The sequence below is a fragment of the Bacteroides salyersiae WAL 10018 = DSM 18765 = JCM 12988 genome, from assembly GCF_000381365.1.
GTDB lineage: Bacteria > Bacteroidota > Bacteroidia > Bacteroidales > Bacteroidaceae > Bacteroides > Bacteroides salyersiae.
Map to the genome: position 1 here is coordinate 1,008,615 of NZ_KB905467.1, position 24,300 is coordinate 1,032,914.

At 41.0% G+C, this 24,300-nt stretch carries 16 protein-coding genes, 6 tRNA genes and 1 pseudogene; 20 read left to right on the plus strand and 3 right to left on the minus strand.

Going from position 1 to position 24,300, the window contains the following annotated elements:
- Positions 1–99: 99 nt before the first annotated feature.
- Both HMPREF1532_RS15475 and HMPREF1532_RS15480 read right to left on the minus strand, forming a co-directional pair.
- Positions 100–717 (minus strand): superoxide dismutase, encoded by a 618-nt coding sequence (locus HMPREF1532_RS15475; protein WP_005931510.1) that lies wholly within the window; start codon positions 715–717, stop codon positions 100–102.
- Between the two features lie 137 nt (positions 718–854).
- Complete coding sequence (locus HMPREF1532_RS15480; protein WP_005931512.1) at positions 855–2,567, minus strand: hypothetical protein; 1,713 nt, start codon at positions 2,565–2,567, stop codon at positions 855–857.
- A 79-nt stretch (positions 2,568–2,646) separates the two neighbouring features.
- Between HMPREF1532_RS15480 and HMPREF1532_RS15485 the strand changes: the two genes are divergently transcribed.
- Positions 2,647–4,974 carry an ATP-dependent helicase gene (locus HMPREF1532_RS15485; protein WP_005931514.1) on the plus strand — a complete coding sequence of 776 codons (2,328 nt, stop codon included), beginning with the start codon at positions 2,647–2,649 and terminating at the stop codon, positions 4,972–4,974.
- A gap of 58 nt (positions 4,975–5,032) precedes the next feature.
- The gene (locus HMPREF1532_RS15490) at positions 5,033–5,716 is read left to right on the plus strand and encodes a glycine zipper family protein (RefSeq protein WP_005931517.1); all 684 of its coding nucleotides are present in this window, start codon (positions 5,033–5,035) and stop codon (positions 5,714–5,716) included.
- 229 nt (positions 5,717–5,945) lie between these two features.
- Here HMPREF1532_RS15490 and HMPREF1532_RS15495 read toward each other — a convergent pair whose 3' ends face one another.
- Positions 5,946–6,503, minus strand: a complete 558-nt coding sequence (locus tag HMPREF1532_RS15495; protein ID WP_005931520.1) for an NAD(P)H-dependent oxidoreductase — start codon at positions 6,501–6,503, stop codon at positions 5,946–5,948.
- A 121-nt stretch (positions 6,504–6,624) separates the two neighbouring features.
- Between HMPREF1532_RS15495 and nspC the strand changes: the two genes are divergently transcribed.
- From nspC to HMPREF1532_RS15585, 18 genes and pseudogenes are all read left to right on the plus strand, one after another.
- Positions 6,625–7,764, plus strand: a complete 1,140-nt coding sequence (gene nspC, locus HMPREF1532_RS15500; protein ID WP_005931524.1) for a carboxynorspermidine decarboxylase — start codon at positions 6,625–6,627, stop codon at positions 7,762–7,764.
- Between the two features lie 117 nt (positions 7,765–7,881).
- A tRNA-Gly gene (locus tag HMPREF1532_RS15505) sits at positions 7,882–7,954 on the plus strand.
- A 29-nt stretch (positions 7,955–7,983) separates the two neighbouring features.
- Positions 7,984–8,065, plus strand: a tRNA-Leu gene (locus HMPREF1532_RS15510).
- Positions 8,066–8,100: 35 nt separating this feature from the next.
- Positions 8,101–8,184 (plus strand) — tRNA-Leu (locus HMPREF1532_RS15515).
- 15 nt (positions 8,185–8,199) lie between these two features.
- Positions 8,200–8,272 (plus strand) — tRNA-Gly (locus HMPREF1532_RS15520).
- 31 nt (positions 8,273–8,303) lie between these two features.
- A tRNA-Leu gene (locus tag HMPREF1532_RS15525) sits at positions 8,304–8,385 on the plus strand.
- A gap of 40 nt (positions 8,386–8,425) precedes the next feature.
- A tRNA-Gly gene (locus HMPREF1532_RS15530) sits at positions 8,426–8,498 on the plus strand.
- A 459-nt stretch (positions 8,499–8,957) separates the two neighbouring features.
- Positions 8,958–11,645 (plus strand): outer membrane beta-barrel protein, encoded by a 2,688-nt coding sequence (locus tag HMPREF1532_RS15535; protein ID WP_244266433.1) that lies wholly within the window; start codon positions 8,958–8,960, stop codon positions 11,643–11,645.
- Between the two features lie 107 nt (positions 11,646–11,752).
- Complete coding sequence (locus HMPREF1532_RS15540; protein WP_005931530.1) at positions 11,753–12,820, plus strand: efflux RND transporter periplasmic adaptor subunit; 1,068 nt, start codon at positions 11,753–11,755, stop codon at positions 12,818–12,820.
- Between the two features lie 9 nt (positions 12,821–12,829).
- Positions 12,830–15,868 carry an efflux RND transporter permease subunit gene (locus HMPREF1532_RS15545; RefSeq protein ID WP_005931533.1) on the plus strand — a complete coding sequence of 1,013 codons (3,039 nt, stop codon included), beginning with the start codon at positions 12,830–12,832 and terminating at the stop codon, positions 15,866–15,868.
- Positions 15,865–17,187 (plus strand): TolC family protein, encoded by a 1,323-nt coding sequence (locus tag HMPREF1532_RS15550; RefSeq protein ID WP_005931539.1) that lies wholly within the window; start codon positions 15,865–15,867, stop codon positions 17,185–17,187. The genes HMPREF1532_RS15545 and HMPREF1532_RS15550 overlap by 4 nt, the downstream gene beginning before the upstream one ends.
- 148 nt (positions 17,188–17,335) lie before the next feature.
- Positions 17,336–18,406 (plus strand): sensor histidine kinase, encoded by a 1,071-nt coding sequence (locus tag HMPREF1532_RS15555; protein ID WP_005931542.1) that lies wholly within the window; start codon positions 17,336–17,338, stop codon positions 18,404–18,406.
- A complete protein-coding gene (locus HMPREF1532_RS15560) occupies positions 18,399–19,193 on the plus strand; it encodes a LytR/AlgR family response regulator transcription factor (protein ID WP_005931545.1) in 795 nt (264 codons plus the stop codon). Before HMPREF1532_RS15555 ends, HMPREF1532_RS15560 begins: the two co-directional genes overlap by 8 nt.
- Before the next feature lie 130 nt (positions 19,194–19,323).
- On the plus strand, positions 19,324–19,770 hold the full coding sequence (locus HMPREF1532_RS15565; protein WP_244266434.1) for a hypothetical protein: 447 nt from the start codon (positions 19,324–19,326) through the stop codon (positions 19,768–19,770).
- A gap of 1,290 nt (positions 19,771–21,060) precedes the next feature.
- A pseudogene (locus HMPREF1532_RS15570) lies at positions 21,061–21,828 on the plus strand (alpha/beta hydrolase); the annotation flags it as partial.
- A gap of 30 nt (positions 21,829–21,858) precedes the next feature.
- Entirely contained in the window at positions 21,859–22,254 is a 396-nt protein-coding gene (locus HMPREF1532_RS15575; protein ID WP_005931558.1) for a hypothetical protein, read from the plus strand.
- Positions 22,251–23,549, plus strand: coding sequence for a DUF3440 domain-containing protein (locus tag HMPREF1532_RS15580; protein WP_005931560.1), 1,299 nt, complete (start codon positions 22,251–22,253; stop codon positions 23,547–23,549). The genes HMPREF1532_RS15575 and HMPREF1532_RS15580 overlap by 4 nt, the downstream gene beginning before the upstream one ends.
- Positions 23,546–24,091, plus strand: coding sequence for an IbrB-like domain-containing protein (locus HMPREF1532_RS15585; RefSeq protein ID WP_005931563.1), 546 nt, complete (start codon positions 23,546–23,548; stop codon positions 24,089–24,091). The genes HMPREF1532_RS15580 and HMPREF1532_RS15585 overlap by 4 nt, the downstream gene beginning before the upstream one ends.
- Positions 24,092–24,300: the final 209 nt, after the last annotated feature.

A 24,300-nucleotide genomic window follows, 5' to 3' on the forward strand; every position in this document is an offset into this window, starting at 1 on the left:
TATTGTCTGGCAGAACAGCATTGAAACATAGATTAGATAAAAAAAACGCCATCTTAAACAAGACGGCGTTCTCTAATGAATTAAATAAAAAAGGGTTTATTACATTCGTTTGTCAACTACTTCCCAATCTATGATATCCCATAAAGCGTTTACATGATCTGCACGGCGATTCTGGAAATCAAGGTAATAAGCATGTTCCCACACATCAAAGCCCAATAGCGGTTTCAAGCCTGCACGTACCGGATTACTTCCATTAGCTTCTTTGGTGATATGTAACTTGCCGTTTTTGTCAACAGACAGCCAAGCCCATCCCGAACCGAATAAGCCTACTGCGGCGGCATTAAATTCCTTCTTGAAATTTTCAAAACTTCCGAAGTCACGTTTGATCGCTTCTGCCAACTTACCCGATGGCTCTTTCTTTGAAGGCTTCGGTGCAAATTGTAAGAAATATAATGTATGGTTCAGTACTTGTCCGGCATTGTTGAAGATAGCTCCATCCGGAGCTTTCGCTACAATTTCTTCTACTGTTTTGCCTTCAAATTCCGTTCCGGGTACCAGGCTATTGAGGTTGTTTACGTAGGTTTGTAGATGTTTACCATAATGATAATCTATAGTTTGCTGACTGATTACAGGTTCCAGCGCATTGTTTGCGTATGGAAGTTTAGGCATTTCGTAAGTCATGGTCATAAATATTAAAGACATTAATAATGTATTCATAATGTTTGGTTATTATGTATATATCCTATTAACATATGAAAAGCCGTAAATGTTTAGAGCCTGCTTAATTTTTGCTCACATTGTTTTGAGAAAAAATTAGGCAGGCTCTTCTAATCGTGATTAAAAACGGGCGTTCTTTATTTGACTACTTTCTGTTCTGTTATTTCCGGATTGTTTTTTGCTGTTTTACGTATCCATTGTCCGGTTTGGTCATATTCATAATACATGTCACTATCTATTTGATTGCCATATTCGTCGTACATAAAATACTGCGAGCAGATTCTTTTTTCATTATTGACCAATATTTGTGTGGAGACAATTTTTGTCAGATAGCCGTATTTGTCGTATTCATATACATCTGTTCGCGAACTGATTTGTGTAGGCAACGGATTCTTGGGGAGTGGCAATACGTATTGTGATTTTACTTTTTCTCCTTTGCTATCATACTGATGTACCGTCGATGAGAGCATTACGTCTTTATGATATTCTTTCTCTTCTATCAGTTTTCCTTGCCGGTTGTAACTTCTCAATATCAGTTTACCATCTGTGTATTTCAATGAATCGCTTTGCACCGTCCCTCCGGCATTGAATGTCCGCTCTCTTTTGTATATCTCTTTTTTGGTTTTCGTATTTATCTGTATTTCTTGTGCACATCTGTCTTGTGCATCGTAAAAAAATGATGTGTGAAATTGCATATTGCCACTGGTAATATCGATACCGGCAGGTTTCCCGTTTGGCAAGTAGGAATATACTTCCGTAGTAATTTTATTATTCAGCTTTGCTTCCGATTTCATCAACATCCCTTTTTTATAATATTTCGTAGAGGAAGGAGTAATCCATACTACCGAGTCTTCGAATTGACTGCGCAGTTCATGTGCTTTGTCACGAAATTCTCTATACTTATGGGTCAGGAGAAATCCTTGGATTAGTTCCAGTTTACTACTACTGTTTATCTCCGGTTTCATCAATTCGTAATCCACACTGTCTTTGGTATATTCCAATTCTACAGTGTGTTTTCGCTTGCCTTCCTCCAGATAGACGGCATTCTCATACTCGTCAATACATTGTTTTTTAGATGCGAGTGCTCCCGCCTGTTGTATCATGGAAAAAAGATAATCATCATACAGCGCACGTACTTCCGGAGTATATTTACGGTTGGACATTCCGTTGTAGTAACGGTTTAAGGTTATATTATCGAAGAAGTTTTTAAAATTGGCATGGGTCGGTGCACGTTTCACGCTGTTGTATAGTAATTGGTTATACTCACTCATGAATTGCACTTTATACTTACCTTCCGGAAATTCATTGAAGTAGTTTTCACATTTGGCTGTGCTGCTTTTCTCCTCCAGATCCTTCATTAATGCATCTTCTCTTGTTTTATAGAAAATATCCATTTGCGCCTGTGGAATCGGATATTTACCATTTTTGGCCCCTTCTATCAGTTGTTTACTCAATGAAAGCTTATCATTTGAAGCGTCCAGAATTTCTGTTATTACACTGTTTGTCCGGTCTCGCAGAGGGCCAAAATCAATTTCTGTCTCGTTGCAAATAGCCGGCAGACTTCCTTTGACGGCTTTAGCATAAGCAGGATAGTAATCAATGGCGCTTTTACTGTCCGGTTGAGTCCATAGGCGAGTCATGATATCCATTAGTTCTACCTCGGCGGCAAATGTCTGGGCTGTTTTCTCGTCCAGTTTCTCGCGGCCTTTTTGAAATTTTTCGATTTCATTATCACTCAAGAACTTCAGGAGTTTTCCAACGCGGTCCTGTTTTTGTGCCATGAGTTGTGATGTTCCTATTGTCATGCTTATGATGAAGATGGCAACTAAAGAGAGACTCTTTTTTATCATACTTGTTTTCTTTGAGGTTAAGTCACAAAAGTATATAAAATTCTATATATTGTCAAATGAATGTTATAAATTTGCCGCTATGGAAAGAAACTACCTCGAAGAACTGAACGAAAGTCAGCGTAATGCGGTGCTTTACAATGACGGGCCATCACTTGTGATAGCAGGTGCAGGTTCCGGTAAGACACGTGTACTGACCTATAAAATAGCCCATTTGTTAGAGAATGGATATAATCCATGGAATATTTTGGCACTTACCTTTACTAATAAAGCTGCACGTGAAATGAAAGAACGTATCGCCCGTCAGGTAGGCGAGCAGCGTGCCCGTTATCTTTGGATGGGAACGTTCCATTCTGTTTTTTCGCGGATTCTTCGTGCCGAAGCCCAGCATGTCGGATTTACTTCACAGTTTACTATTTATGATTCGGCTGATAGCAAGAGCCTTTTACGTTCTATCATCAAAGAGATGGGGTTGGATGAAAAGACCTATAAGCCCGGTATGGTGCAGGCGCGTATCTCTAATGCCAAGAACCATCTGGTTTCTCCTTCCGGTTATGCAGCGAATAAGGAAGCCTTTACAGAAGATCAGGCAGCCAAGGTTCCTGCACTTCGCGATATCTATCGTCGTTATTGGGAACGTTGCCGCCAGGCAGGAGCTATGGATTTCGATGATTTGCTTGTGTATACCTATATATTATTCCGTGATTTTCCGGAGGTACTGGCACGTTATCGTGAGCAATTTCGCTATGTGTTGGTAGATGAGTATCAAGATACGAATTATGCCCAGCACAGTATCGTGCTCCAGCTTACCAAAGAGAGTCAGCGTGTATGTGTGGTAGGCGACGATGCTCAGAGTATTTACTCTTTCCGGGGAGCGGATATTGATAATATTTTGTATTTTACGAAGATTTATCCGAATACGAAAGTGTTCAAGCTGGAACAGAATTACCGTTCCACTCAAACCATTGTTTGTGCTGCCAATAGCTTGATTGCGAAGAATGAGCGGCAGATACGTAAGGAGGTGTTTTCCGAAAAGGAAAAGGGAGAGGCTATTGGTGTGTTTCAGGCTTACAGTGATGTGGAAGAGGGGGATATTGTGACGAATCAAATAGCGGCTTTGCGTCGTGAGCACGACTATTCTTATTCCGATTTTGCTATTTTGTATCGTACGAATGCCCAAAGCCGTATTTTTGAAGAAGCTTTGCGTAAACGGGGAATGCCTTATAAAATTTATGGCGGACTTTCATTTTATCAGCGTAAAGAGATCAAGGATGTGATTGCTTATTTTCGTTTGGTGGTAAATCCTAATGATGAGGAAGCTTTCAAGCGTATCATTAATTATCCTGCCCGTGGTATTGGTGACACTACGGTAGGAAAAATCATAGCGGCTGCTACGGAGAATAATGTCAGCTTATGGGCTGTTCTTTGCGAACCTTTGACTTATGGTCTTACTATTAATAAAGGTACACACAATAAATTACAAGATTTTCGTGGACTTATAGAAGAGTTCATCTCTACACAAAGCGAGAAGAATGCTTATGAAATAGGTACGGAAATTATTCGTCAATCCGGCATTATCAATGATGTCTGTCAGGATAATCTGCCCGAAAATTTAAGTCGCAAGGAGAACATAGAGGAATTGGTTAACGGTATTAATGACTTTTGTGCTGTCCGGCAGGAAGAAGGGAATCCCAATGTGTCTTTAACCGATTTTCTTTCGGAGGTTTCTTTACTTACCGATCAAGATTCCGATAAGGAGGGAGACGGTGAAAAAATAACTCTTATGACCGTTCATTCTGCTAAAGGACTTGAATTTGGCAATGTGTTTGTGGTGGGAATGGAGGAAAATCTTTTTCCAAGTGGGATGGCCGGAGATTCTCCCCGTGCGATGGAGGAGGAGAGACGACTGTTTTATGTAGCCATTACCCGTGCCGAAGAGCATTGTTTTCTTTCATTCGCCAAAACCCGTTTCCGTTATGGAAAGATGGAATTCGGTACCCCGAGTCGTTTCCTTAGGGATATCGATACTCGTTTTCTAAAATTGCCGCATGAAGCCGGATTGGGAAGGCAGATAGATGAAAGTGCCGAACGTTTCCGTCGCGAACGTCCCAAAGTACAACTTATTAATCCAACGTTGTCTCCGCGTAATTTGAAGAAGATAGACCCGACAGTTTCTTCTGCGGCTGGTACTGTGTCATCTGTCCGTTCATCCGGAACGCCGGCTGCTGTTGGTGGAGCTTTGCCTGTATCTGTGCAGCCGGGACAACAAATCGAGCATGAACGTTTCGGGTTGGGAGAGGTGCTGCAAGTAGAAGGAAACGGTGATAATGCCAAAGCTACTATTCGCTTTAAAAATGCAGGTGAGAAGCAACTATTATTGCGCTTTGCACGTTTTAAAGTTATAGGGTGATATTTCATAATTACCGCTTGCCGTACTTTTTTTGCGGGAAGCACAAAATAAGTGAGCCATGAAGAAGCTAATTGTTTGGATGATTTTGTCCACTTTTTTATTGAGTGGTTGTGTTAGCGGACGTATGTCCGGAAATCCCGGAGCCGTTGTGGCGGGAGCTTCTATTGGAGGTTCGGTGGGAAGTGCTATCGGTGGTCTTATCGGTGAGAATAATCATGGATGGAGAGGTGGTTATCGCGGTTCGGCTATCGGTACTATTGTAGGAACCGTTGCCGGTGCTGCTATCGGGAATGCCGTATCGACACCTCGTAACAGGGAAGAGGGTTATGTGGAAATAACGGAGAAACGATATAATTCCAAACCTCAGTCTCAGCGTCCGGCACAGATACCGGATTTGAGGATACGGAATATCCGTTTTATCGATACGAACCGTAATCATGTGATTGATGCCGGTGAAAATAGTAAGGTGATTTTCGAAGTGGTGAACGAAGGACGTACTCCCGTCTATGATATCGTACCTACGGTTGAAGAGATAACCGGGATGAAGAATATTTATATTTCTCCGTCAGTGATGATAGAAAAGATAGCTCCCGGTGAGGGGATACGTTATACTGCTACCGTATATGGTGGCGAGAAATTGAAAAATGGTGAAGTAGTGCTGCGTGTTACGGTAGCTGCCGGAGATTATTCCGAATGTGATTGGCAGGAATTTTCATTGCCGACTCAGAAAAGGGGGAGATAAATAGTGCTTGTTTTTGCTTTATTGTACTGTTTTGGAATTGAAATAGCGATTATGAGAAATATTGGAACTTCGTTCAGCACATTTTAATTGTACCGGATGGGAATCCGGACATTCTTATAAATGCAGATGGATGTACATGATCATAAGTGTTCAATTTGACCTTTGTATTCATCTGCATTTATAAGAATTTTAGTGTAATGGCTATTTTATTAGCTTTTATCAGGAGTACTTACCAATTGTTTCCGGAATTTTCCGTTCCAATGAGTCTTTCTACTTTTTGTCTATATAGATTTGCTCCTTCCGCTATGTTTTTTGCAGCATCGGTTGTTCCCATGCCGTAGGCTATAATCGGTGTCTGCCACACCATACCTGCGTGTATAGCACCTACTTGATAAGGTCGTAGTAATTCGTCTACGGTAAAGCGATTTCTTCCTCCACTCCGGTATGCTTCAAACTCTGAACCGGTAGTGGTTACTACCATTAATGGTTTTCCTGCTACTGCAGGTGTTTTTGCCAGATAGGTAAATACCTCATCTTGCCATTTCTTCAGTAGCGACGGTGCGGACATCCAATAAAATGGGAATTGATAGATAACAGCAGCAGCGTGTGAAATGATTTTACTCCATTCGTCCACATTGAAAGTACTTTCATTGTGCAGTTCGTACAGATTATATACAGCCACTTCGTCCATGTCCTTTACAGCATCCGTTAATGCCTTGTTTGCTTGTGACTCTTTCATGTTGGGATGCGCCAGGAGAATCACTACTTTCTTTAAATCTTTATCCATAACGTTTTCTTAATTTTTTGTGAAGAATCAAATCATTTCGTAAAGGTAGGAAATATTGGAAAACATTACGTACTTTTGCATCATTATTCTATCTACTAACTACTAAATTTTATATTCCGATATGATAGACTTTACCCGATTTCCTTCTCCTTGTTATATCATGGAAGAAAAGTTGTTGAGAAAGAATCTGAATCTGATAAAAAGTGTGGCCGATAGAGCAGGAGTAGAAATCATCCTTGCTTTCAAATCTTTTGCTATGTGGCGTTCTTTTTCTATATTCCGTGAGTATATCGCACATTCTACGGCGAGTTCTGTATACGAGGCCCGGTTGGCTTTAGAAGAGTTTGGAAGTAAAGCACACACTTATTCACCGGCATATACTGAGTCGGATTTTCCCGAGATCATGCGTTGTAGCAGTCATATTACTTTTAATTCTCTGTCACAGTTTCGGTGTTTTTATCCCTTGGTTGTAGCTGAGGGAAAGAATATCTCTTGCGGCATTCGTATTAATCCCGAATATTCTGAGGTTGAAACGGAATTATATAACCCTTGTGCTCCCGGTACCCGTTTCGGCATTACTGCCGATTTGTTGCCTGATATTCTTCCGGAAGGGGTTGAAGGTTTTCATTGTCATTGCCATTGTGAATCTTCTTCTTTCGAACTGGAACGTACTTTGCAGCATCTTGAAGCGAAGTTTTCCCGTTGGTTTCCGCAGATAAAGTGGCTGAATTTAGGGGGAGGGCATCTCATGACCCGTAAAGATTATGATACGGAACATCTTATTCGTTTGCTTCAAGGGCTGAAATCCCGTTATCCTCATATGCGTATCATTCTTGAGCCCGGTTCGGCCTTTACTTGGCAGACGGGGGTATTGACTTCCGAGGTTGTGGACATTGTAAAGAGTCGTGGTATTAAAACTGCCATACTGAACGTCAGCTTTACTTGCCACATGCCCGACTGTCTTGAAATGCCTTATCAACCTGCGGTGCGCGGAGCGGAAATGGGAAATGAGGGGCCTTATGTTTACCGTCTCGGCGGTAATTCCTGTTTAAGCGGCGATTATATGGGATTGTGGAGTTTTGATCATGAATTGCACATCGGTGAACGGATTGTATTTGAAGATATGATACATTACACGATGGTCAAGACAAACATGTTCAATGGCATTCATCATCCTGCCATTGCATTGTGGACAAAAGAAGAAACAGCCGAAATATACAAAGAGTTTTCTTATGAAGATTACCGTGACAGAATGAGTTGATAATCAAATAAATTATTTTTCGGAGTGGGTAAAGAATATATTTTCTTGCGAAAAAAGTATGCAGAATGTTTGCACGTTTAGAGAAAATCCCTACCTTTGCAACCGCAAACGAAAAATGCGGAAATAGCTCAGTTGGTAGAGCATAACCTTGCCAAGGTTAGGGTCGCGAGTTCGAGTCTCGTTTTCCGCTCTCTTTGAAATATTGGAAATCCTTTCTTTGCCCAGGTGGCGGAATTGGTAGACGCGCACGTTTCAGGTGCGTGTGTCGAGAGGCATGCAGGTTCGAGTCCTGTTCTGGGCACAAAGAAGTGGAGAAGTTCAGAAATAAATAGATTTGGAGAGGTGGCGGAATTGGTAGACGCGCTACTTTGAGGGGGTAGTGACAGTTATGTCGTGGGAGTTCGAGTCTCCTTCTCTTCACATATATTGAAAAATGCGGAAATAGCTCAGTTGGTAGAGCATAACCTTGCCAAGGTTAGGGTCGCGAGTTCGAGTCTCGTTTTCCGCTCACGTTCTTTGAACTACAAGATATAAGAAAGGCCCAGGTGGCGGAATTGGTAGACGCGCACGTTTCAGGTGCGTGTGTCGAGAGGCATGCAGGTTCGAGTCCTGTTCTGGGCACAGTCTTTTGGAGATGATGAATTGATGAGAGACTTTAATTGCGGAAATAGCTCAGTTGGTAGAGCATAACCTTGCCAAGGTTAGGGTCGCGAGTTCGAGTCTCGTTTTCCGCTCAAAAGCAAGCGAGGACATTTCGGTTTAATCGAAGTGTCCTCGCTTTTTTGTTCACCCAGACATGGGGGGAATATCGGATCAACGTAATAACGAGTCATAAATTAGAGTGCTAATTTGTTATTGTTTTGTATAAGTTGTATTTATAGTGTCTTTTCTGAGATTTTGCTGATAGAAATATAGATAATATTGATAATTGATTTTGTTACCTTTCCTTACATTTGTCTTTATGAAAAAAGAGGTGATAGAAAAGTTATGATTAAGTGGTGGGTAGCTATGATAGAAATGCCAATCTTTAATAAACCCTAAAAACTAACCTTTAGTTTTAACTTTATAATGACTCTTTACTCTAATCTTTAAATAGCGCAAATCATCTGATAAAAATATCTAATACGAATTCATTGAATATAAATAGGTATATAGGTTGCTTTCAGGCTCTTTTAATTTATTGCATATTGCAAATGGCATATGCGACGATGGAGGTTAAGGCACAGTCCGGTAAGTTGGTATTTGCCGGACGTGTTCTTGACGAAGAAACTCAGGAACCGATACCTTATGCCGCTGTTCAGATCTATGCAATGCCCGATAGTACGTTTATCACCGGAGGAGCAACCGGAGAAGACGGGTGTTTTTCTCTTACTGCTTCTGTTCGTAGGTCGGGAAAGATATCCGTTCATGTGTCCTATATCGGTTATGCAGCCGTTAATCGTGTATTTGATAATAAGGATTGGAAATTGGGTGATATTTGTCTGGCTCCCGATGGTTTCATGTTAGAGGAAACTGTTGTAACGGGCAAAGCGCCAATGGCAGTTACCGAGAATGATACTACTGTGTATAACTCTTCCGCATTTCGTACTCCTGAAGGTTCCATGCTCGAAGAACTTGTGAAGCAACTGCCGGGTGGAGAGATCACTTCGGATGGAAAATTAATGATTCAGGGTAAAGAGGTGAAAAAGATATTGGTAGATGGTAAAGAGTTCTTTTCAGATGATCCGCAGGCTGCTTTGAAGAATCTCCCTGTGGAGATGGTGGAGAAATTGAAAGCCTATGAGCGTAAGTCCGATCTGGCACGCCTTACGGGGATTGATGACGGCGAAGAGGAGATGATTCTTGATCTCTCTGTAAAAAAGGATATGAAGAAGGGTTGGATGAACAATTTTCTTGGCGGCATGGGAAGCAAGAGCCGCTATGAAATAGCTAATACCATGAATCGTATCCGGGAAACTTCACAACTCACCGTCATTGCAAATTGGAATAATACTAACAATCAAGGCTTTTCGGAATTACAACAGGAATCCTCCAATGCCACGGGCAATACACGCAGCAGGGCCGGCTTGACGACTTCTCGTTCGTTGGGAGTTAACTTTAGTAAAGATTTTGGGAGTGTGAAGTTTCGTTCGAATGTGCAATATGCCGGTACGGACCGAAAGGAAGAAAGTAGTACGATGACCGATAATTTTATGAAAAAGGAAAAGTCGATCACGAATAGTACGAATAGTACGCGAAATAAAAACGACGGAATTACGGGGAATGCATATTTGGAATGGAAAATAGATACAGTGACTAATCTGATCTTTCGTCCAACTTTCCGTTATTCTGCGGCGGAGCGTCAGGGGGCCGGTTATCAAAAGAGTTGGGCGGATGAGGAGGAACTGAATGAAAAAGAATCCTCCAACTGGTCGGAAAGTTCACAATACAATCTGGCACTGATGTTGCAAATAAGCCGTAAATTAAACCGTAGAGGACGTAATGTCGCCTTGAAACTTGATTACGGGGTCAATACTTCCTCATCTGACCGGCTTAACTATGCCACTACACGCTATTTTAAAAACGGGACAGAAAAGGTGCTGAACCAGAAGATAGAAAATCAAACAGACGGTGATAACTATCGTATTCAGCTTGTATACGTGGAGCCGTTGCCATGGGCACATTTTCTTCAATTTCGTTACAGTTATCAACATCGGACGTCCAATTCCGATCGTAAAGCTTACAATTGGAATAAAGAATTAGAAGATTTTACAGAAGACCCTGATACACTTAACAGTAACTGTTTTGAAAACCAATATTCCAATCATCTGGTGAATCTGTCTGTACGTACTTCACAGAAAAAATATAATTATAATGTCGGAGTTGATCTCGAACCACAAAAATCGGTCAGTGACAATTTTCTGTTGGATGAACTTAAGTATAGCCTTCCCCGGAGTGTTCTCAACTTTTCACCGACAGTGAGTTTCCGATATAAGTTTTCCAAACGTACCCGTTTGCAGATTACTTATCGCGGTAAGAGTCGTCAACCTTCCGTTCGTGATCTCCAACCTGTTGCCGATCAGACTAATCCGTTGAATATCCGTATGGGTAATCCGTCGTTGAAACCATCGTATACCAACACTTTTAATCTCAATTATAACACTTACAATGTAAAACACCAACGAAACATGGTGTTGCAACTGACTGCCGAGAATACATTAAACAGTGTGACCAATCAGGTGACTTATGACAGTGAGACCGGAGGACGGACGACTCTACCCGTCAACATGAATGGTAACTGGCAAACACAGGGCTCTTTTTCATTAAGTACCCCGTTTAAGAATAAACACTGGCTGATACGTACGTATTCGATGCTCCGCTATAGTAATAAGAATGGTTATACTACGCTTAATAAAGAAGAACCTCAGAAAAGCTCTGTCCGTCATTTAACAGCTCGTGAAAGACTTACTCTGACCTATCGTACGGAACAGTTCGAGGTGGGGGTGCGAGGTTCCGTACTTTATAATAACTCTTATAATAATGTAAGAAGTATCCGTACAAAGACATTTGATTATCAGACCGGAATGAATGTTCAGTGGTATTTTCCTCTCGGTTTTGAGTTGTATAGCGATGCGGTTTGGAATTTGCGTGCCGGATATGGTACAGATGAGGGGAATGATTATCTGATGTGGAATATGCAAATTTCCAAGTCTTTCTTTAAGCGAAAACAGTTGCTGCTGAGATTTAAAATCTATGATATTTTGCAGCAGGAGAATGCATTGATGCGTACCATTACAGCAACTGCTATACGGGATACGGAATCGAATGTATTGGGAAGCTATTTCATGTTTCATGCTATTGTCAGAATAAATAAGATGGGAGGGAAGGCGAAACGCCGATGAGTCAGTTCCTTCTTTTTCCGTTTCAGTCTCCGATTTTCCACTTCAGTATTTTTTTTCCTTCTATTTTGAAAATGACCTTGTATGTTTGCCGTAAAAATATGTAGGTAATGAATATGGAGGTAAAGAAATTTGTTTGTCTTTTTCTTGTTGCCACTTTGGGTATTTCATGCAGTATGGGTGAAAAAGACAAGAAGGAAGAAAGGATGTCGGTCAGGGTTTTCTGTGCCGAGAAAGCTGTCAGCGAAGGAGAAAGGGAATTCACTTTCTTGTCGCAACCTTTTAAGTCTACGGAGTTATCTTTTCGGGTAGGCGGCCCGATATTGGATTTTGATGTCCGATCGGGGCAGTTTTTTCGTAAAGGTGAGTTGATTGCAGCGATTGACGATCGCGATTTCAAAGTTCGTAAGGAGAAAGCGGAAGCTGTATACCATCAGGCAGAGACTGAGTTTAAGCGTGTTGCAACATTATATGCAAAAGAGAATATTTCTGCCAGCACATATGAGAAAGCAAAGGCGGATTGTGCTATTGCCCGGGCTGCTTATGAGACGGCTGCCAATGAGTTGGCAGACACCCGCTTATTGGCACCTTTTGACGGATATGTGCAAGAGGTGAATATAGAGCGTTATCAAGATGTACGTGCATCCCAATCTGTTGTCAGTTTTATTGACCTATCGCGTTTGAAGATAGAAACGTATATTCCCGAAAATATGGCTGTGGCATTGCAACGGCAACCGGACGGCCTTTTCGGATATAAACTGAAATTTCGTTTTGATGCTTTGGGAGATAAAGTGTATGCTACCGATGATGTACAGGTGTCCAAGACTACTACTACGAATAATCTATCCTTTATTCTGACTGCCATTCTTGACAATCGGGACGATAAGCTACCGGGAGGTATGAGTGGCACGATGTCAATCACTTTTCCGGAAGATTCGATACAGGAAGAAAGTCCGGTTTTTATCCCTCAACTGGCTGTGTGTCATCGTCCTGCGACGGGCACCTTTGTATGGAGATTGACAGAAAGCAATCGTGTAGAGGCTATCCCTGTGACGATTGGCAATCTGAAGAGAGACAATAAAATAGAAATCCTGTCAGGGCTTACTACGGGAGATAAAGTTGTGCTGAGCGGACATAGTTTTCTTTCCGAAGGACAGGAAGTAAATATTATCAAATAGGCAGGCAATATGAAGAAGATGGTAGCATTCTTTTTAAAGAACCGGGCTTTTGCTATGTTGATTTTATTTTTGGTGTTGGCGGGCGGTCTTTATTCGTACTTTAAAATGGGAAAACTCGAAGACGCTCCTTTTACTATCAAGCAGGCACTCGTAACTACTGCATATCCCGGTGCGTCACCGCACGAAGTGCAGACCCAAGTGACCGATGTATTGGAGGAAGCGATTCAATCAATCGGTGAGGTGTATTATTTGAAGACGGACAATCGGGCAGGACTTTCAAAAATTACAGTCTATGTGAAAAAGGAGATTCGTGCAGACGAGATGCAGCAGTTATGGGATAAACTACGGCGTAAAGTAGGTGATGCACAGTCTAAATTGCCTGCAGGGGCAGCCACTTCGGTGGTAAATGATGATTTTGGCGATGTACTTGGCGTGTTCTATGGTTTGTGTAGTGATAAACATTCGTATCGCGAACTGGAAGATCAAGCTAAAAATATAAAGAACGAATTGCTTAAAATCAAGGATGTGGCCAAAGTAGAGATATTCGGTATCCAGAATCCGGTGATCGAAGTGTTGTTGCAGCCCTCGCTTATGGTTCAAACCGGAATTACCACAGCCGATATAGCCCGTGCATTCGAGAAACAGAATAAAGTAGTGGATGCCGGTGCTGTTGAGAATGGAGATAACCGTCTTCGTATCGAAGCACGTGGTAGTTTTACCAATCTGGAAGAAATCGAAAATCTGACTATTGTTTCAAAAACCGGTGAGTATTTCCGGCTCAAAGAGATAGCGATGATAAGCGAGAGTTATGCACGTCCTGCCCGTAATCTGATGAAGGTCAACAATACCCCGGCTTTAGGTATTGCCATTTCTACCGTTTCGGACGGTAATGTGGTGAATATGGCTGCTCTTGTGAAAGAGACAGTGGAGCGTACGAACGTGGAGATGCCCGATGGCTTCGAATTGCTGACAATCTATGATCAAGGTTATGAATCGGCTGTCGCCAATGACGGATTTATACTTAATCTGATCATTTCCGTTCTCACTGTCGTGGCGGTATTGCTCTTCTTTATAGGATTTAAAAATGGTATTCTGATAGGGAGCGGACTGGTATTTTCTATTTTTGCCACTCTCATCTATATGCATGCCAACGGAATTGCCTTACAACGCATGTCCCTGGCGGCAATCATTATTGCTATGGGAATGCTTGTAGATAATGCCATAGTGATATTCGACTCGGCTCTGATGAATATGGAGCGTGGAATGCGTAAACGCAACGCCATTATGAAAGCGGTATCCGGTACGGCAATACCTCTGCTTGCTGCTACAGTCATTGCTATCCTTACATTTATGCCGGTTTATCTTTCTCCCGATATCACAGGCGAACTGCTTTCGTCTCTTTTTATTGTGATAGCCGTTTCTTTGTTGTTCAGTTGGATATTTGCCATTACACAGAATGCATTGTTCATTGAATTGTTTGTAAGGCGTCCACGTCCGGAAGAATTAAAAAGTGAACTCTATCAAGGGAAGATGTACAACTGGTTTCGAAAAATGTTGGAACATGCCATCCGTCGGAAATATATTTTACTGGGGGTAATGGTTGGTTTGTTACTTCTTTCGGGGTGGGGATTCCGTTTTATCCCGAAACGTTTTACGCCGCAACTCAATAAGCAATATTTTACCATTGACATGTGGATGCCCGAAGGTACAAAGATAGAGCGTATGGAAGCGGCTACGAGAGAGGTGTCTGATTTTCTGGAAAGTTTTGAGAACACCCGGCAGGTATCTACTTTTATCGGACAGACACCGCCGCGTTTTTATCTGGCCAATGCTGCTTTCGGCCCTCAGCCTAACTATGCACAATGCCTCGTAGAAGCCTATTCGCCCGAAAAAGCCCGTGAATTACAGGCTATACTTCGTGATACGGTAGGGAAGCAGTTTCCGGATATCTTTATGCGGGTAAACCGCTTTGAATTGAACACCGTACCACAGGCTTTGATAGAAGCCCGTTTCTGCGGACCAGATGAGGCGGTATTGGACTCCTTGACGGAATTGGCACTTAGCGTGATGCGTCGTAATCCGAAAGTTGCTAATGCCCGTAATGAATGGGGGAACATGGCGATGATGGTGCAGGCAGACTACGAACCGGTGAAGGCCGGGCGGTTGAGCATCGGTAAAGATGATATGATAGAGGCAACCAAAGCGGTTGGTGATGGTATTTCGGTAGGTATTTACCGTGACAATGAGAAGAAGGTACCGGTACTTTTGAAATCGGATGTATCCGGCGAGATGAATCTCGATCGTTTGGGCGATCTTGCCGTGTGGAACGGAGCACATTCGGCACCATTGGCACAGGTGACAAAGGATATATGTATCGGGTGGGAATTTCCATTGGTTCGTACCTATAACCGGCAATTGTCTATGGCTGCCATGTGTGATGTAAAACCAGGGCATACAATGGCGGAAGTACATTCCGAAATAAAAGAAGAAGTAGAGGCTATACAGCTTCCCGAAGGATATACTTTTTTCTGGGATGCACAGTATAAGACGCAGAAGGAAGGAATGGCGGCATTGACAAAATACTTTCCGTTGGCGCTATTGCTATTGGTACTTATTCTTGTAGCTCTGTTCCGTAATTATCGCCAACCGTTGATAACGTTTCTTGTATTACCTCTGTCGGTGACCGGGGTTGTGTTCGGTCAGTTGGTTACAGGTACTGAGTTCGGGTTCTTCAGTATTGCCGGTTGGCTGGGGTTGTTGGGGATGATTATAAAAAATGTTATTGTGTTGCTGGATGAAGTAAACGTACAACTTCGCGCAGGAATAAAACCTTATACGGCTATTATTGAATCTACCGTTTCACGTGTACGTCCGGTGCTGATGGCTGCGGTAACTACCATATTAGGTATGGTTCCTCTTTTGTTCGATGTTGTATTTGCCGGGATGGCTGCGGCAATCGTGTTTGGTTTGACGTTTGCCACGCTGCTTACTTTGTTTGTAACCCCGGCACTATATGCTGTGTTTTATAAAATAAAGAAAGAGTCATGAGAAGAGAGAATAATAGGGTATTTTTGTTAGCCATGTGGATGATGTTTTTCGCTGTTTCTGCCTTCGGGCAGGATAGCGGCTTGCTGAATCGTTACCGTAGCCGTGCATTGGAGTATAACCAAGATGTGAAGGCTGCCGAAAAAAATATTGCATTGAGTAAAGAATACGAAAAATCAGCCAAAGCAGATTATAAACCGAAACTTTCTGCCGGTGCCAATTTTGATTATACAGGCAATCCCATAGAGTTGTCTTTGGATTTACCTTCATCGGATAATCCAGTACGGTTTGAGGGTAGGCATTTGAAGTATGGAGCTTCGGTTTCACTGACCCAGCCCTTGTATACGGGTGGACGTATTCGTGAAGGAGTGAAAAAGGCACAGGCGGAAGGTCGTTTTGCCCTTAACCAAGCCGAAATGATAAAGGCGGATATCAGTTATGAAGCCGATCTGCGTTATTGGAATACAGTAGCGCGCGGAGAGATAGTAGATATTGCCTGTCGGTTTGCCCGGTCGGTAGAAAAATTGGTTAAAGTGGTGCGCGAGCGGGTAGAGGTGCAGTTGGTAGATCGCAATGATTTGTTGATGGCAGAGGTAAAATTGAACGATGCCCGTTATCAATTGATGCAGGCGGAGAATGGTTACGAGGTGGCTCGTATGTCGCTCAATTCTTTTGTCGGTGAGGATTTCGAATCGGTGCTTCCGGTCGATACGCTGGTGGTTCCTATCTATTCGGTAGGTACTTTGCCGGGCTATATGGAACAGGCAACGGGCAATCGTCCGGAATTGCGTATGGCACAGGATAAAATCTCAATACAGGAGTCGGTACGCAAGCTGAATCAGGCACAATTTCTGCCACAGTTTTATGTCGGGTTGGATGGCAGTTATAGTTCTCCGGGGTATAATTTCAAGGCGGATCTCGATCCGAATTATGCTGTGTATGCAAAGGTCAGTATCCCATTGTTCGAATGGGGAAAACGCCGTAATGAAAAACGGGCGGGAGATTACAAAGTAGCTATTGCGAGAGATAATTATAATAAAGTGAAAGATGCCGTGAGTCTTGAGGTGCAATCAGCCTATTATAACTATGTGCAAGCCGTAGAACGTGTCACTCTCACCGAAAACTCTCTGGCAAAGGCATGTGAAAATGAGGAAATGGCATTGGAACGCTATCGCGAAGGTAAAATTTCAATTGATGGGGTATTGGATGCACAGATGTTTCATCAAACGGCGCAGATGAACTTTGTACAATCACGTTTGACAGCTCAGATAAGCTATTCGAATTTTGTCCGGGTGTTAGGGGTGGACTCTGTTAAGGAATAAAATATGATACTGATAAAAGCTTGGATAATCTGTTGAATGGGATCTCCCGGTTTGTAACAAAGGCCGGGAGAATGCCGTTTTATCAAGTTGCGGCGGATAATCTTTTGTAGGTACTGGCTTTTATTGGATAGATTAATTATCTTTGTTGATGAAAAACGTGCGACAGGTAAAAATGGTCAAAACTTCTCACTCTCGATACATCCGATTGCTGAATGTCCTCCTCTTTTCCGGATTGGGATGTTTTTCATATTTGTTGTTGGCACTTTATTCCGATCTGCCTAAACGCGATGATTTGGATTTCTCTTCATTGAGCTTTATGATCGGAGTAATGTTGGTTTTCAATGCGATGGGTTTTTGTCTTATTCTGATAGACTCTTGGTTGAAACGTGGTTTTCTTTTCTTTGTGGAGAGACGCAGGAGGGTGTTCTTGTATTATGCCGGTTTGGGGATATCGCTGTTGCTGATGAATTATCTGTTATTTGTAGGATTGAAGTGGATGGCGGATGTAGATCGGTTGTTTTATATTCGCTGGTCGGGAATACGGCTTCTTTTACTCGTTTGGTTGGTGGAGATGGTGATTGTAGGATTGACGGCTGCGAATAATTTCTATCGGCATACTATCGTGCTTTACAAGCGGAATATATATCTGAAAGAGAGTTCTGTCGAAGCGCAATATCAGGCTTTGCAAAGCCAGTTGAATCCGCATTTTCTGTTTAATAGTCTTAATACGCTGATATCGGAGATAGGGTACAATCCGGAGAATGCCATCTTGTTTACACAAAATCTATCGGATGTATACCGATATATTCTTCAATGCCAGCAACAGCGTTTGGTTACGCTGGGCAGTGAACTGGAGTTTCTCGATTCGTATGTATTTCTGCACCGCGTCCGGTTAGGTGATTGCATTACGGTAGATTGCCGGTTGGATGAGTCGTTGTTGGAATATAGACTTCCTCCGTTAACGCTTCAATTGCTTGCAGAGAATGTGATAAAACACAATATCATATCCCTAAGGCAACCCATGGTTCTGTCCCTTTCTTCGGAGGATGAAAATTGGTTGGTAGTGAGTAATAGTGTTCGTCCGAAGAAGTCGGTACAACCTTCGGGGATGGGATTGAAGAATCTTGCTTCCCGTTATCGTTTGGTGTGCGGGCAAGAAATTATTATAGAAAAGACTACTGAATTATTTACCGTTAAAATCCCTCTGCTGTATGAATAATAATCCTGTTGTCATCCGCGCAGCTATCATTGAAGATGAGATACCTGCCGCTCGTCTGCTCAATCATATGTTGGCAGAACTTCGTCCGGAATGGGAGATACTTTTGTTACCCGGAAATATAGAAGAAGCTGCGGAGTGGTTTAGTGAAAATACGCATCCTGACCTTCTCTTTCTGGATATCCAATTGACGGATGGCAATTCGTTTCTTTTGATAGAGAAGGCTTGTCCGAAAAGCATGATTGTGTTTACAACGGCTTTTGATACTTATGCTGTTCGTGCTTTTACAGTCAACAGCATCGATTATTTATTGAAACCGATTCATCGGGAACGGTTGGCGGAAACATTGGATAAATTTGATCGACTGCATACCCGATATTCCGTGGATGGATTACCTCATCAGGAGGAAATGCTGGAGGTGTTGCGTTCGCTTTCCAATCCGATAAAACGTTATCGTACTCGTTTTCTGGTTTCCGTAGGGGAACGATTGGTAACATTGCCGGTAGGAGATGTGGCCTATTTTTATTCGGAGAACCGGGTAACATTTGCCGTAACCAAACAGGGAAGAGAACATATTGTTGATTTTTCTTTGGATAAATTGAGTGAGCAGCTAAATCCGGATTACTTCTTTCGTACCAACCGGCAGACACTGGTCGGGATAGATGCCATCCGAAAAATCGAACCATATTTTCAGAATAAAGTAGTAGTGGATGTAATACCACCATTCAAAGATAAAATATTGGTTAGTAAGGAGAAAATAGCTTCATTTAAAGTATGGCTTAACTATTGATGCTTGTTTTGCCATTTCTGATATAATATTTAAAGCCTTTGCGACAACACTGCAAAGGCTCTTTTATTTTTTCGGTTAGCTTTGCTGCTGTGACAACATCAATGAAAAATAAACCGTTTAGACAATTTGAATGATGAAATCTATTACACGAAAAACACCTATATTTTGGTTCGTTTTATGTTGTTTGGGGATAAATGTGCAGGTTACTTCTGGCCTGCTTCCCTGGGTACAGAAACCAGACTCTTTATTGTTGCCTTCCGGAACGACGTACCGCTATACTATGGATACTCCCGAAGGAGAAGGATTGGTTCCCACTCTGTTTTCCGTTAATGAGCTATTGGAATGTTTTGCAGAGACAAACGGAGTCCCTTGTCGTTTGGTGGATTCCCGTGGGATGCAAAGGTATGGCGGGTTACCACAAGACGGTGATCGTATGGAATTGCTTTCTCCGGAAGGGAAGATCATCCGCCGATGGGCGATAGGGGTGAAACGTGCGGCTTTACCGGCACGATTACATTTAGACCGGACACGAGCGACAGTGAATGTACCGGGAATACTGACGCTTGATTTATCATAGGCGATACCAATTGTAATCTGTTCCAGATAGGATCGGAAACTGCTGATGATATTCAGGATTTATATATAGATAACATCTATGTACTCGGAACATTGGAATAAATAGAATAATTTACATTATATTTGGATATTCAAATAGGATAACTACAGTAGGCCTAACAAACAGAAATGTAAACCTATTCAGTTATTGAAAATTGTTGAGTGAACTAATACAGTAATAACAACCGAAGCTGCCAACTAAATCCAGTACACATCACTCTTTTATTAGATAAATATATTATTACTGCAAAATCTTATTCTGTAATTGAAAACATCCGGATGTTTTAACTGATAACATCCGGATGTTTTGCATAACAACACCCGGATGTTTTGTATCTAAGAAATTAATCTTTAATAGTGTACACTACACTCTATGATGTGTAGATGTATAATGATAGCAGAATGTAAACTTACAGATATTACTTTTTATCTTTTATTGATAAGTTACTGCATACGGTCACTTTATAGCTTTATGATTAATTTACCAATAGGATGAGGTTATTGGAGGCAATCCCATTTTGTAAAAAGGCAAAAGATGGTTATTACAAAAAATGATAATGTGGTAATATATGTAATATTAATAAAAATAACATAGATGATTATGGTTATGGTGCCTTATAAAGAGAAGGATACAAATGCTGTTTCAATATGGAAAGATCCCGGAATATTTTCAAAATAGGGTATATGTGACATCTGATTTTGAAAAAGTCGGGTTGTTTTGAACAGATGTTTCTCTGTTAATATCATTAAATTGATTAATATGTATCTGTATAATATCATTTGCAGACTATTTTCAGAAGGTTATACATCTGATATTATATATAAAATTCTTTATCCTAACTTATTCTCTAATAAGAACATCTTTTGAATGATGGATTTTATTTTTTCAACTAATATGTTAAATAACAAGAAATATTCATTTAAGTATGTAGAATATCTTTTTTTAAAAAGAATGAGATTTTATTATAATAAACTGATTCTTATTATATTAATAATATAACAAATTTTATATTAAGGATTTATTTTTATGATACAAAAGCATATACTTTCTTTTTCCTTTTTTTTATTGTAGTTTTTAACTACTTTTGCCTGTCTTGATTAATTTTAGTAACATTCTAAACTATTATTTGTATAAACCATGAAAAAGAATTTACGTCTTTGCTTTTCTCTTTTATCGTTTTTATTGATGGGAGGAGGTATGCATGCTCAAAATGCGCATAAACCTTTTGATGTTGATTTATGGCAAGGAGGAATGCCTAATACTAACGGTAGAGACAGTGCGCCTTTTGACGAATCGAAAGGCAATTTTAAACCGTCGATTCGTGTATTTCTTCCTGCTCCGGAATTATCTACCGGTCGTGTGATTGTAGTTTGTCCGGGTGGGGGATACAGTGGTCTTGCATATCATCATGAAGGTTACGATTGGGCACCTTATTTTAATAAGCAAGGTATCGCTTTAGTAGTTTTGAAATACCGTATGCCGAAAGGCGGATATAAAGAAGTACCTTTTTCTGATGCTGAGGAAGCTTTAAGGGTAGTAAGGGATAGTGCTGACATCTGGAATATAAATCCGAATGATGTTGGTATAATGGGATTTTCTGCCGGTGGACATCTTGCTTCCACTATAGCAACGCATTCTGCGTTTGACGTACGTCCTAATTTCCAGATTTTATTTTATCCGGTTATTACGATGGATAAAAAGTATACCCATATGGGCTCGCATAATAACCTTTTAGGAAGCGATGCTTCTGCTGAGCTGGAAGAACGATATTCTAATGAAAAACAGGTAACAAAGGATACGCCACGGGCATTTATTGTATATAGTGATGATGATAAGTCAGTGCCTCCGGCAAACGGAGTGAATTATTATTTGGCTTTGAATGCGAACGGTGTGCCAACTACATTGCATGTATATCCTTCCGGTGGTCATGGATGGGGAATACGAGAGAGTTTTCTATACAAAAATTTAATGTTGGATGAGCTTTCTGCTTGGCTGAATACTTTCAAGTCTGAGTATAAGACTGTAAAATAATTAAATAAATGCACAATTATGATACAAATAATGAAGTTGAACGGAACGGATAAGCAATTGTATAAGCTTGTAGCCCCGTTGGTTATGGATCCGGAAGTACTGAAAATGAATAATAATTATCCTTTTAAAACAACGGATAAGTTTGTCTGGTTTGTTGCTGTAAGCGGGAAAAAAGTGGTTGGTTTTATCCCGATAGAACAAAGAGGAAATGTTGCTATAATCAATAATTATTATATAGATAAAGACCAGGAAGAGGCTTTTTCTTTTTTACTTATCGATGTGGTTTCTGCTTTTGCCGGTGAAAAGTCCCTTGCGGCTGTTGTTCAGACCGAGCACCAAGAGACGTTTGAGAAACAGGGATTCACTGTTGAGAAAGTTTGGAAACGCTATGTAAAGATGTGGAGGGATGAATGAAAAAGGAAATTGTTACTAAAAATGTGTATGACTTGGCGCAAGAGCGTTTGCGTATGATTTTTAATGAATTCGATAATGTGTATATTTCTTTTTCGGGAGGAAAGGATAGCGGTGTACTTTTGAATTTATGTATTGACTATATAAGGCGTAATAATTTGAATATACGCTTAGGTGTGTTTCATATGGATTATGAGATACAGTATAAGATGACTATCGACTATGTAGACCGCATGCTTGAAGCCAATAAGGATATTCTTGATGTGTATCGTGTGTGCGTTCCTTTCCGTGTGGCAACTTGTACCTCCATGTACCAATCTTTTTGGCGTCCATGGGAGAAGGGAAAGAAAAATCTTTGGGTACGTCCTATGCCCAAAGATGCTATGACTGAAGAACATTTTCCTTTTTATAATGCTCAAATGTGGGATTATGAATTTCAGATGCGTTTTGCCAAATGGATACACGATAAGAAAGACGCAGTACGTACTTGTTGTCTTATCGGCATACGAACTCAGGAAAGTTTTAACCGTTGGAGGTGTATTTATCTGAATCGTAAATATCAGATGTACCATACCTATCGATGGACTTCAAAGGTGGCAAACGATGTTTATAATGCTTATCCCATTTTTGATTGGAAAACGACGGATGTATGGACAGCTAATGGCAAATTCCGTTGGGATTACAATATATTGTATGATCTGTATTACAGGGCGGGCGTAAATTTGGAACGTCAGCGTGTAGCGAGCCCTTTTATTGGGGAGGCCATCGAAAGTTTATCTCTTTACCGGGCTATCGATCCTAATACTTGGGGGAAGATGGTAGGACGTGTAAATGGAGTTAACTTTACAGGTATGTATGGTGGAACGCATGCTATGGGCTGGCAATCTATTAAATTGCCTGAAGGATACACTTGGAGAGAGTTCATGTATTTCCTGTTATCTACATTACCGGAACGTGCGCGGAAAGGATATCTTAGAAAATTGTCTGTCAGTGTTAACTTCTGGCGGACGAAAGGCGGTTGTTTAAATGATAATACAATACAGAAACTGATTGCTGCAAAGGTACCTATAATTGTGATGGATAATAGCAATTATAAAACATCGAAGAAGCCTGTGCGTATGGAGTATCAGGATGATATCAATATTGCTGAATTTAAAGAAATACCGACTTATAAGCGTATGTGCATTTGTATTCTTAAAAATGATCATGCGTGCAAGTATATGGGATTTTCGCCGACGAAGGAAGAGATAAGTAAGAGGAGTCAAATAATGGAACAATATAAAAATATTCTGCAATGAGTAATAAAAAGAGTCCGGTGTACGATGTGAAGGCTGTACCTGTAGAGAAGGTGGTGGCCAATGATTATAATCCAAATATAGTTGCTCCTCCTGAAATGAAATTGTTGGAGTTGTCAATTTGGGAAGATGGATTTACGATGCCTTGCGTGTGCTATTATGATAAGGAGAAAGATTTGTATATCTTGGTGGACGGTTTTCACCGGTATTCGGTATTGAAAACTTCCAAGCGTATTTATCAGCGTGAAAATGGCTTATTGCCAATTGTAGTTATTGATAAAGATTTGTCCAACCGAATGAGCTCCACTATCCGTCACAACCGTGCGCGTGGAACCCACAACATTGAATTGATGTGCCATATTGTTGCTGAATTAGATAAGGCCGGTATGTCCGATCAATGGATAATGAAGAATATAGGGATGGATAGGGATGAATTGTTGCGTCTGAAACAGATTTCGGGATTAGCGGATTTATTTGCGAATCGCGAATTTAGTATTCCGGAAAAGGAATCGCCAGTTGATGCCAAGGCAACTACGGTTGTGTAGGATTTCGTATAAATAATAGTTTGAGCGGAGCCCTGTATTGTCAAAAATGCGGGGCTTTGTTTTGAATAATGAAATTTGATATTGTTTTTTTTATCTGTGTGCTGCTTTTTATCATTGAATTCTGTTTTTTGTTCGTAATTAGCGCATCACTTTCTCGTTTTTCCTCGATGAAAGAACAAGAACAGGTTTTAAAGTTCAACGGAATATTC

Bases quoted from the DNA above. Each gene is read 5' to 3' on its own strand.
- HMPREF1532_RS15480 (WP_005931512.1), bottom strand. From the start codon at position 2,567: ATGATAAAAAAGAGTCTCTCTTTAGTTGCCATCTTCATCATAAGCATG.
- HMPREF1532_RS15560 (WP_005931545.1), top strand. From the start codon at position 18,399: ATGAATAATAATCCTGTTGTCATCCGCGCAGCTATCATTGAAGATGAG.
- HMPREF1532_RS15575 (WP_005931558.1), top strand. From the start codon at position 21,859: ATGATACAAATAATGAAGTTGAACGGAACGGATAAGCAATTGTATAAG.
- HMPREF1532_RS15490 (WP_005931517.1), top strand. From the start codon at position 5,033: ATGAAGAAGCTAATTGTTTGGATGATTTTGTCCACTTTTTTATTGAGT.
- HMPREF1532_RS15485 (WP_005931514.1), top strand. From the start codon at position 2,647: ATGGAAAGAAACTACCTCGAAGAACTGAACGAAAGTCAGCGTAATGCG.
- nspC (WP_005931524.1), top strand. From the start codon at position 6,625: ATGATAGACTTTACCCGATTTCCTTCTCCTTGTTATATCATGGAAGAA.
- HMPREF1532_RS15550 (WP_005931539.1), top strand. From the start codon at position 15,865: ATGAGAAGAGAGAATAATAGGGTATTTTTGTTAGCCATGTGGATGATG.
- HMPREF1532_RS15535 (WP_244266433.1), top strand. From the start codon at position 8,958: ATGGCATATGCGACGATGGAGGTTAAGGCACAGTCCGGTAAGTTGGTA.
- HMPREF1532_RS15580 (WP_005931560.1), top strand. From the start codon at position 22,251: ATGAAAAAGGAAATTGTTACTAAAAATGTGTATGACTTGGCGCAAGAG.
- HMPREF1532_RS15540 (WP_005931530.1), top strand. From the start codon at position 11,753: ATGAATATGGAGGTAAAGAAATTTGTTTGTCTTTTTCTTGTTGCCACT.
- HMPREF1532_RS15475 (WP_005931510.1), bottom strand. From the start codon at position 717: ATGAATACATTATTAATGTCTTTAATATTTATGACCATGACTTACGAA.
- HMPREF1532_RS15495 (WP_005931520.1), bottom strand. From the start codon at position 6,503: ATGGATAAAGATTTAAAGAAAGTAGTGATTCTCCTGGCGCATCCCAAC.
- HMPREF1532_RS15565 (WP_244266434.1), top strand. From the start codon at position 19,324: ATGATGAAATCTATTACACGAAAAACACCTATATTTTGGTTCGTTTTA.
- HMPREF1532_RS15555 (WP_005931542.1), top strand. From the start codon at position 17,336: ATGAAAAACGTGCGACAGGTAAAAATGGTCAAAACTTCTCACTCTCGA.
- HMPREF1532_RS15585 (WP_005931563.1), top strand. From the start codon at position 23,546: ATGAGTAATAAAAAGAGTCCGGTGTACGATGTGAAGGCTGTACCTGTA.
- HMPREF1532_RS15545 (WP_005931533.1), top strand. From the start codon at position 12,830: ATGAAGAAGATGGTAGCATTCTTTTTAAAGAACCGGGCTTTTGCTATG.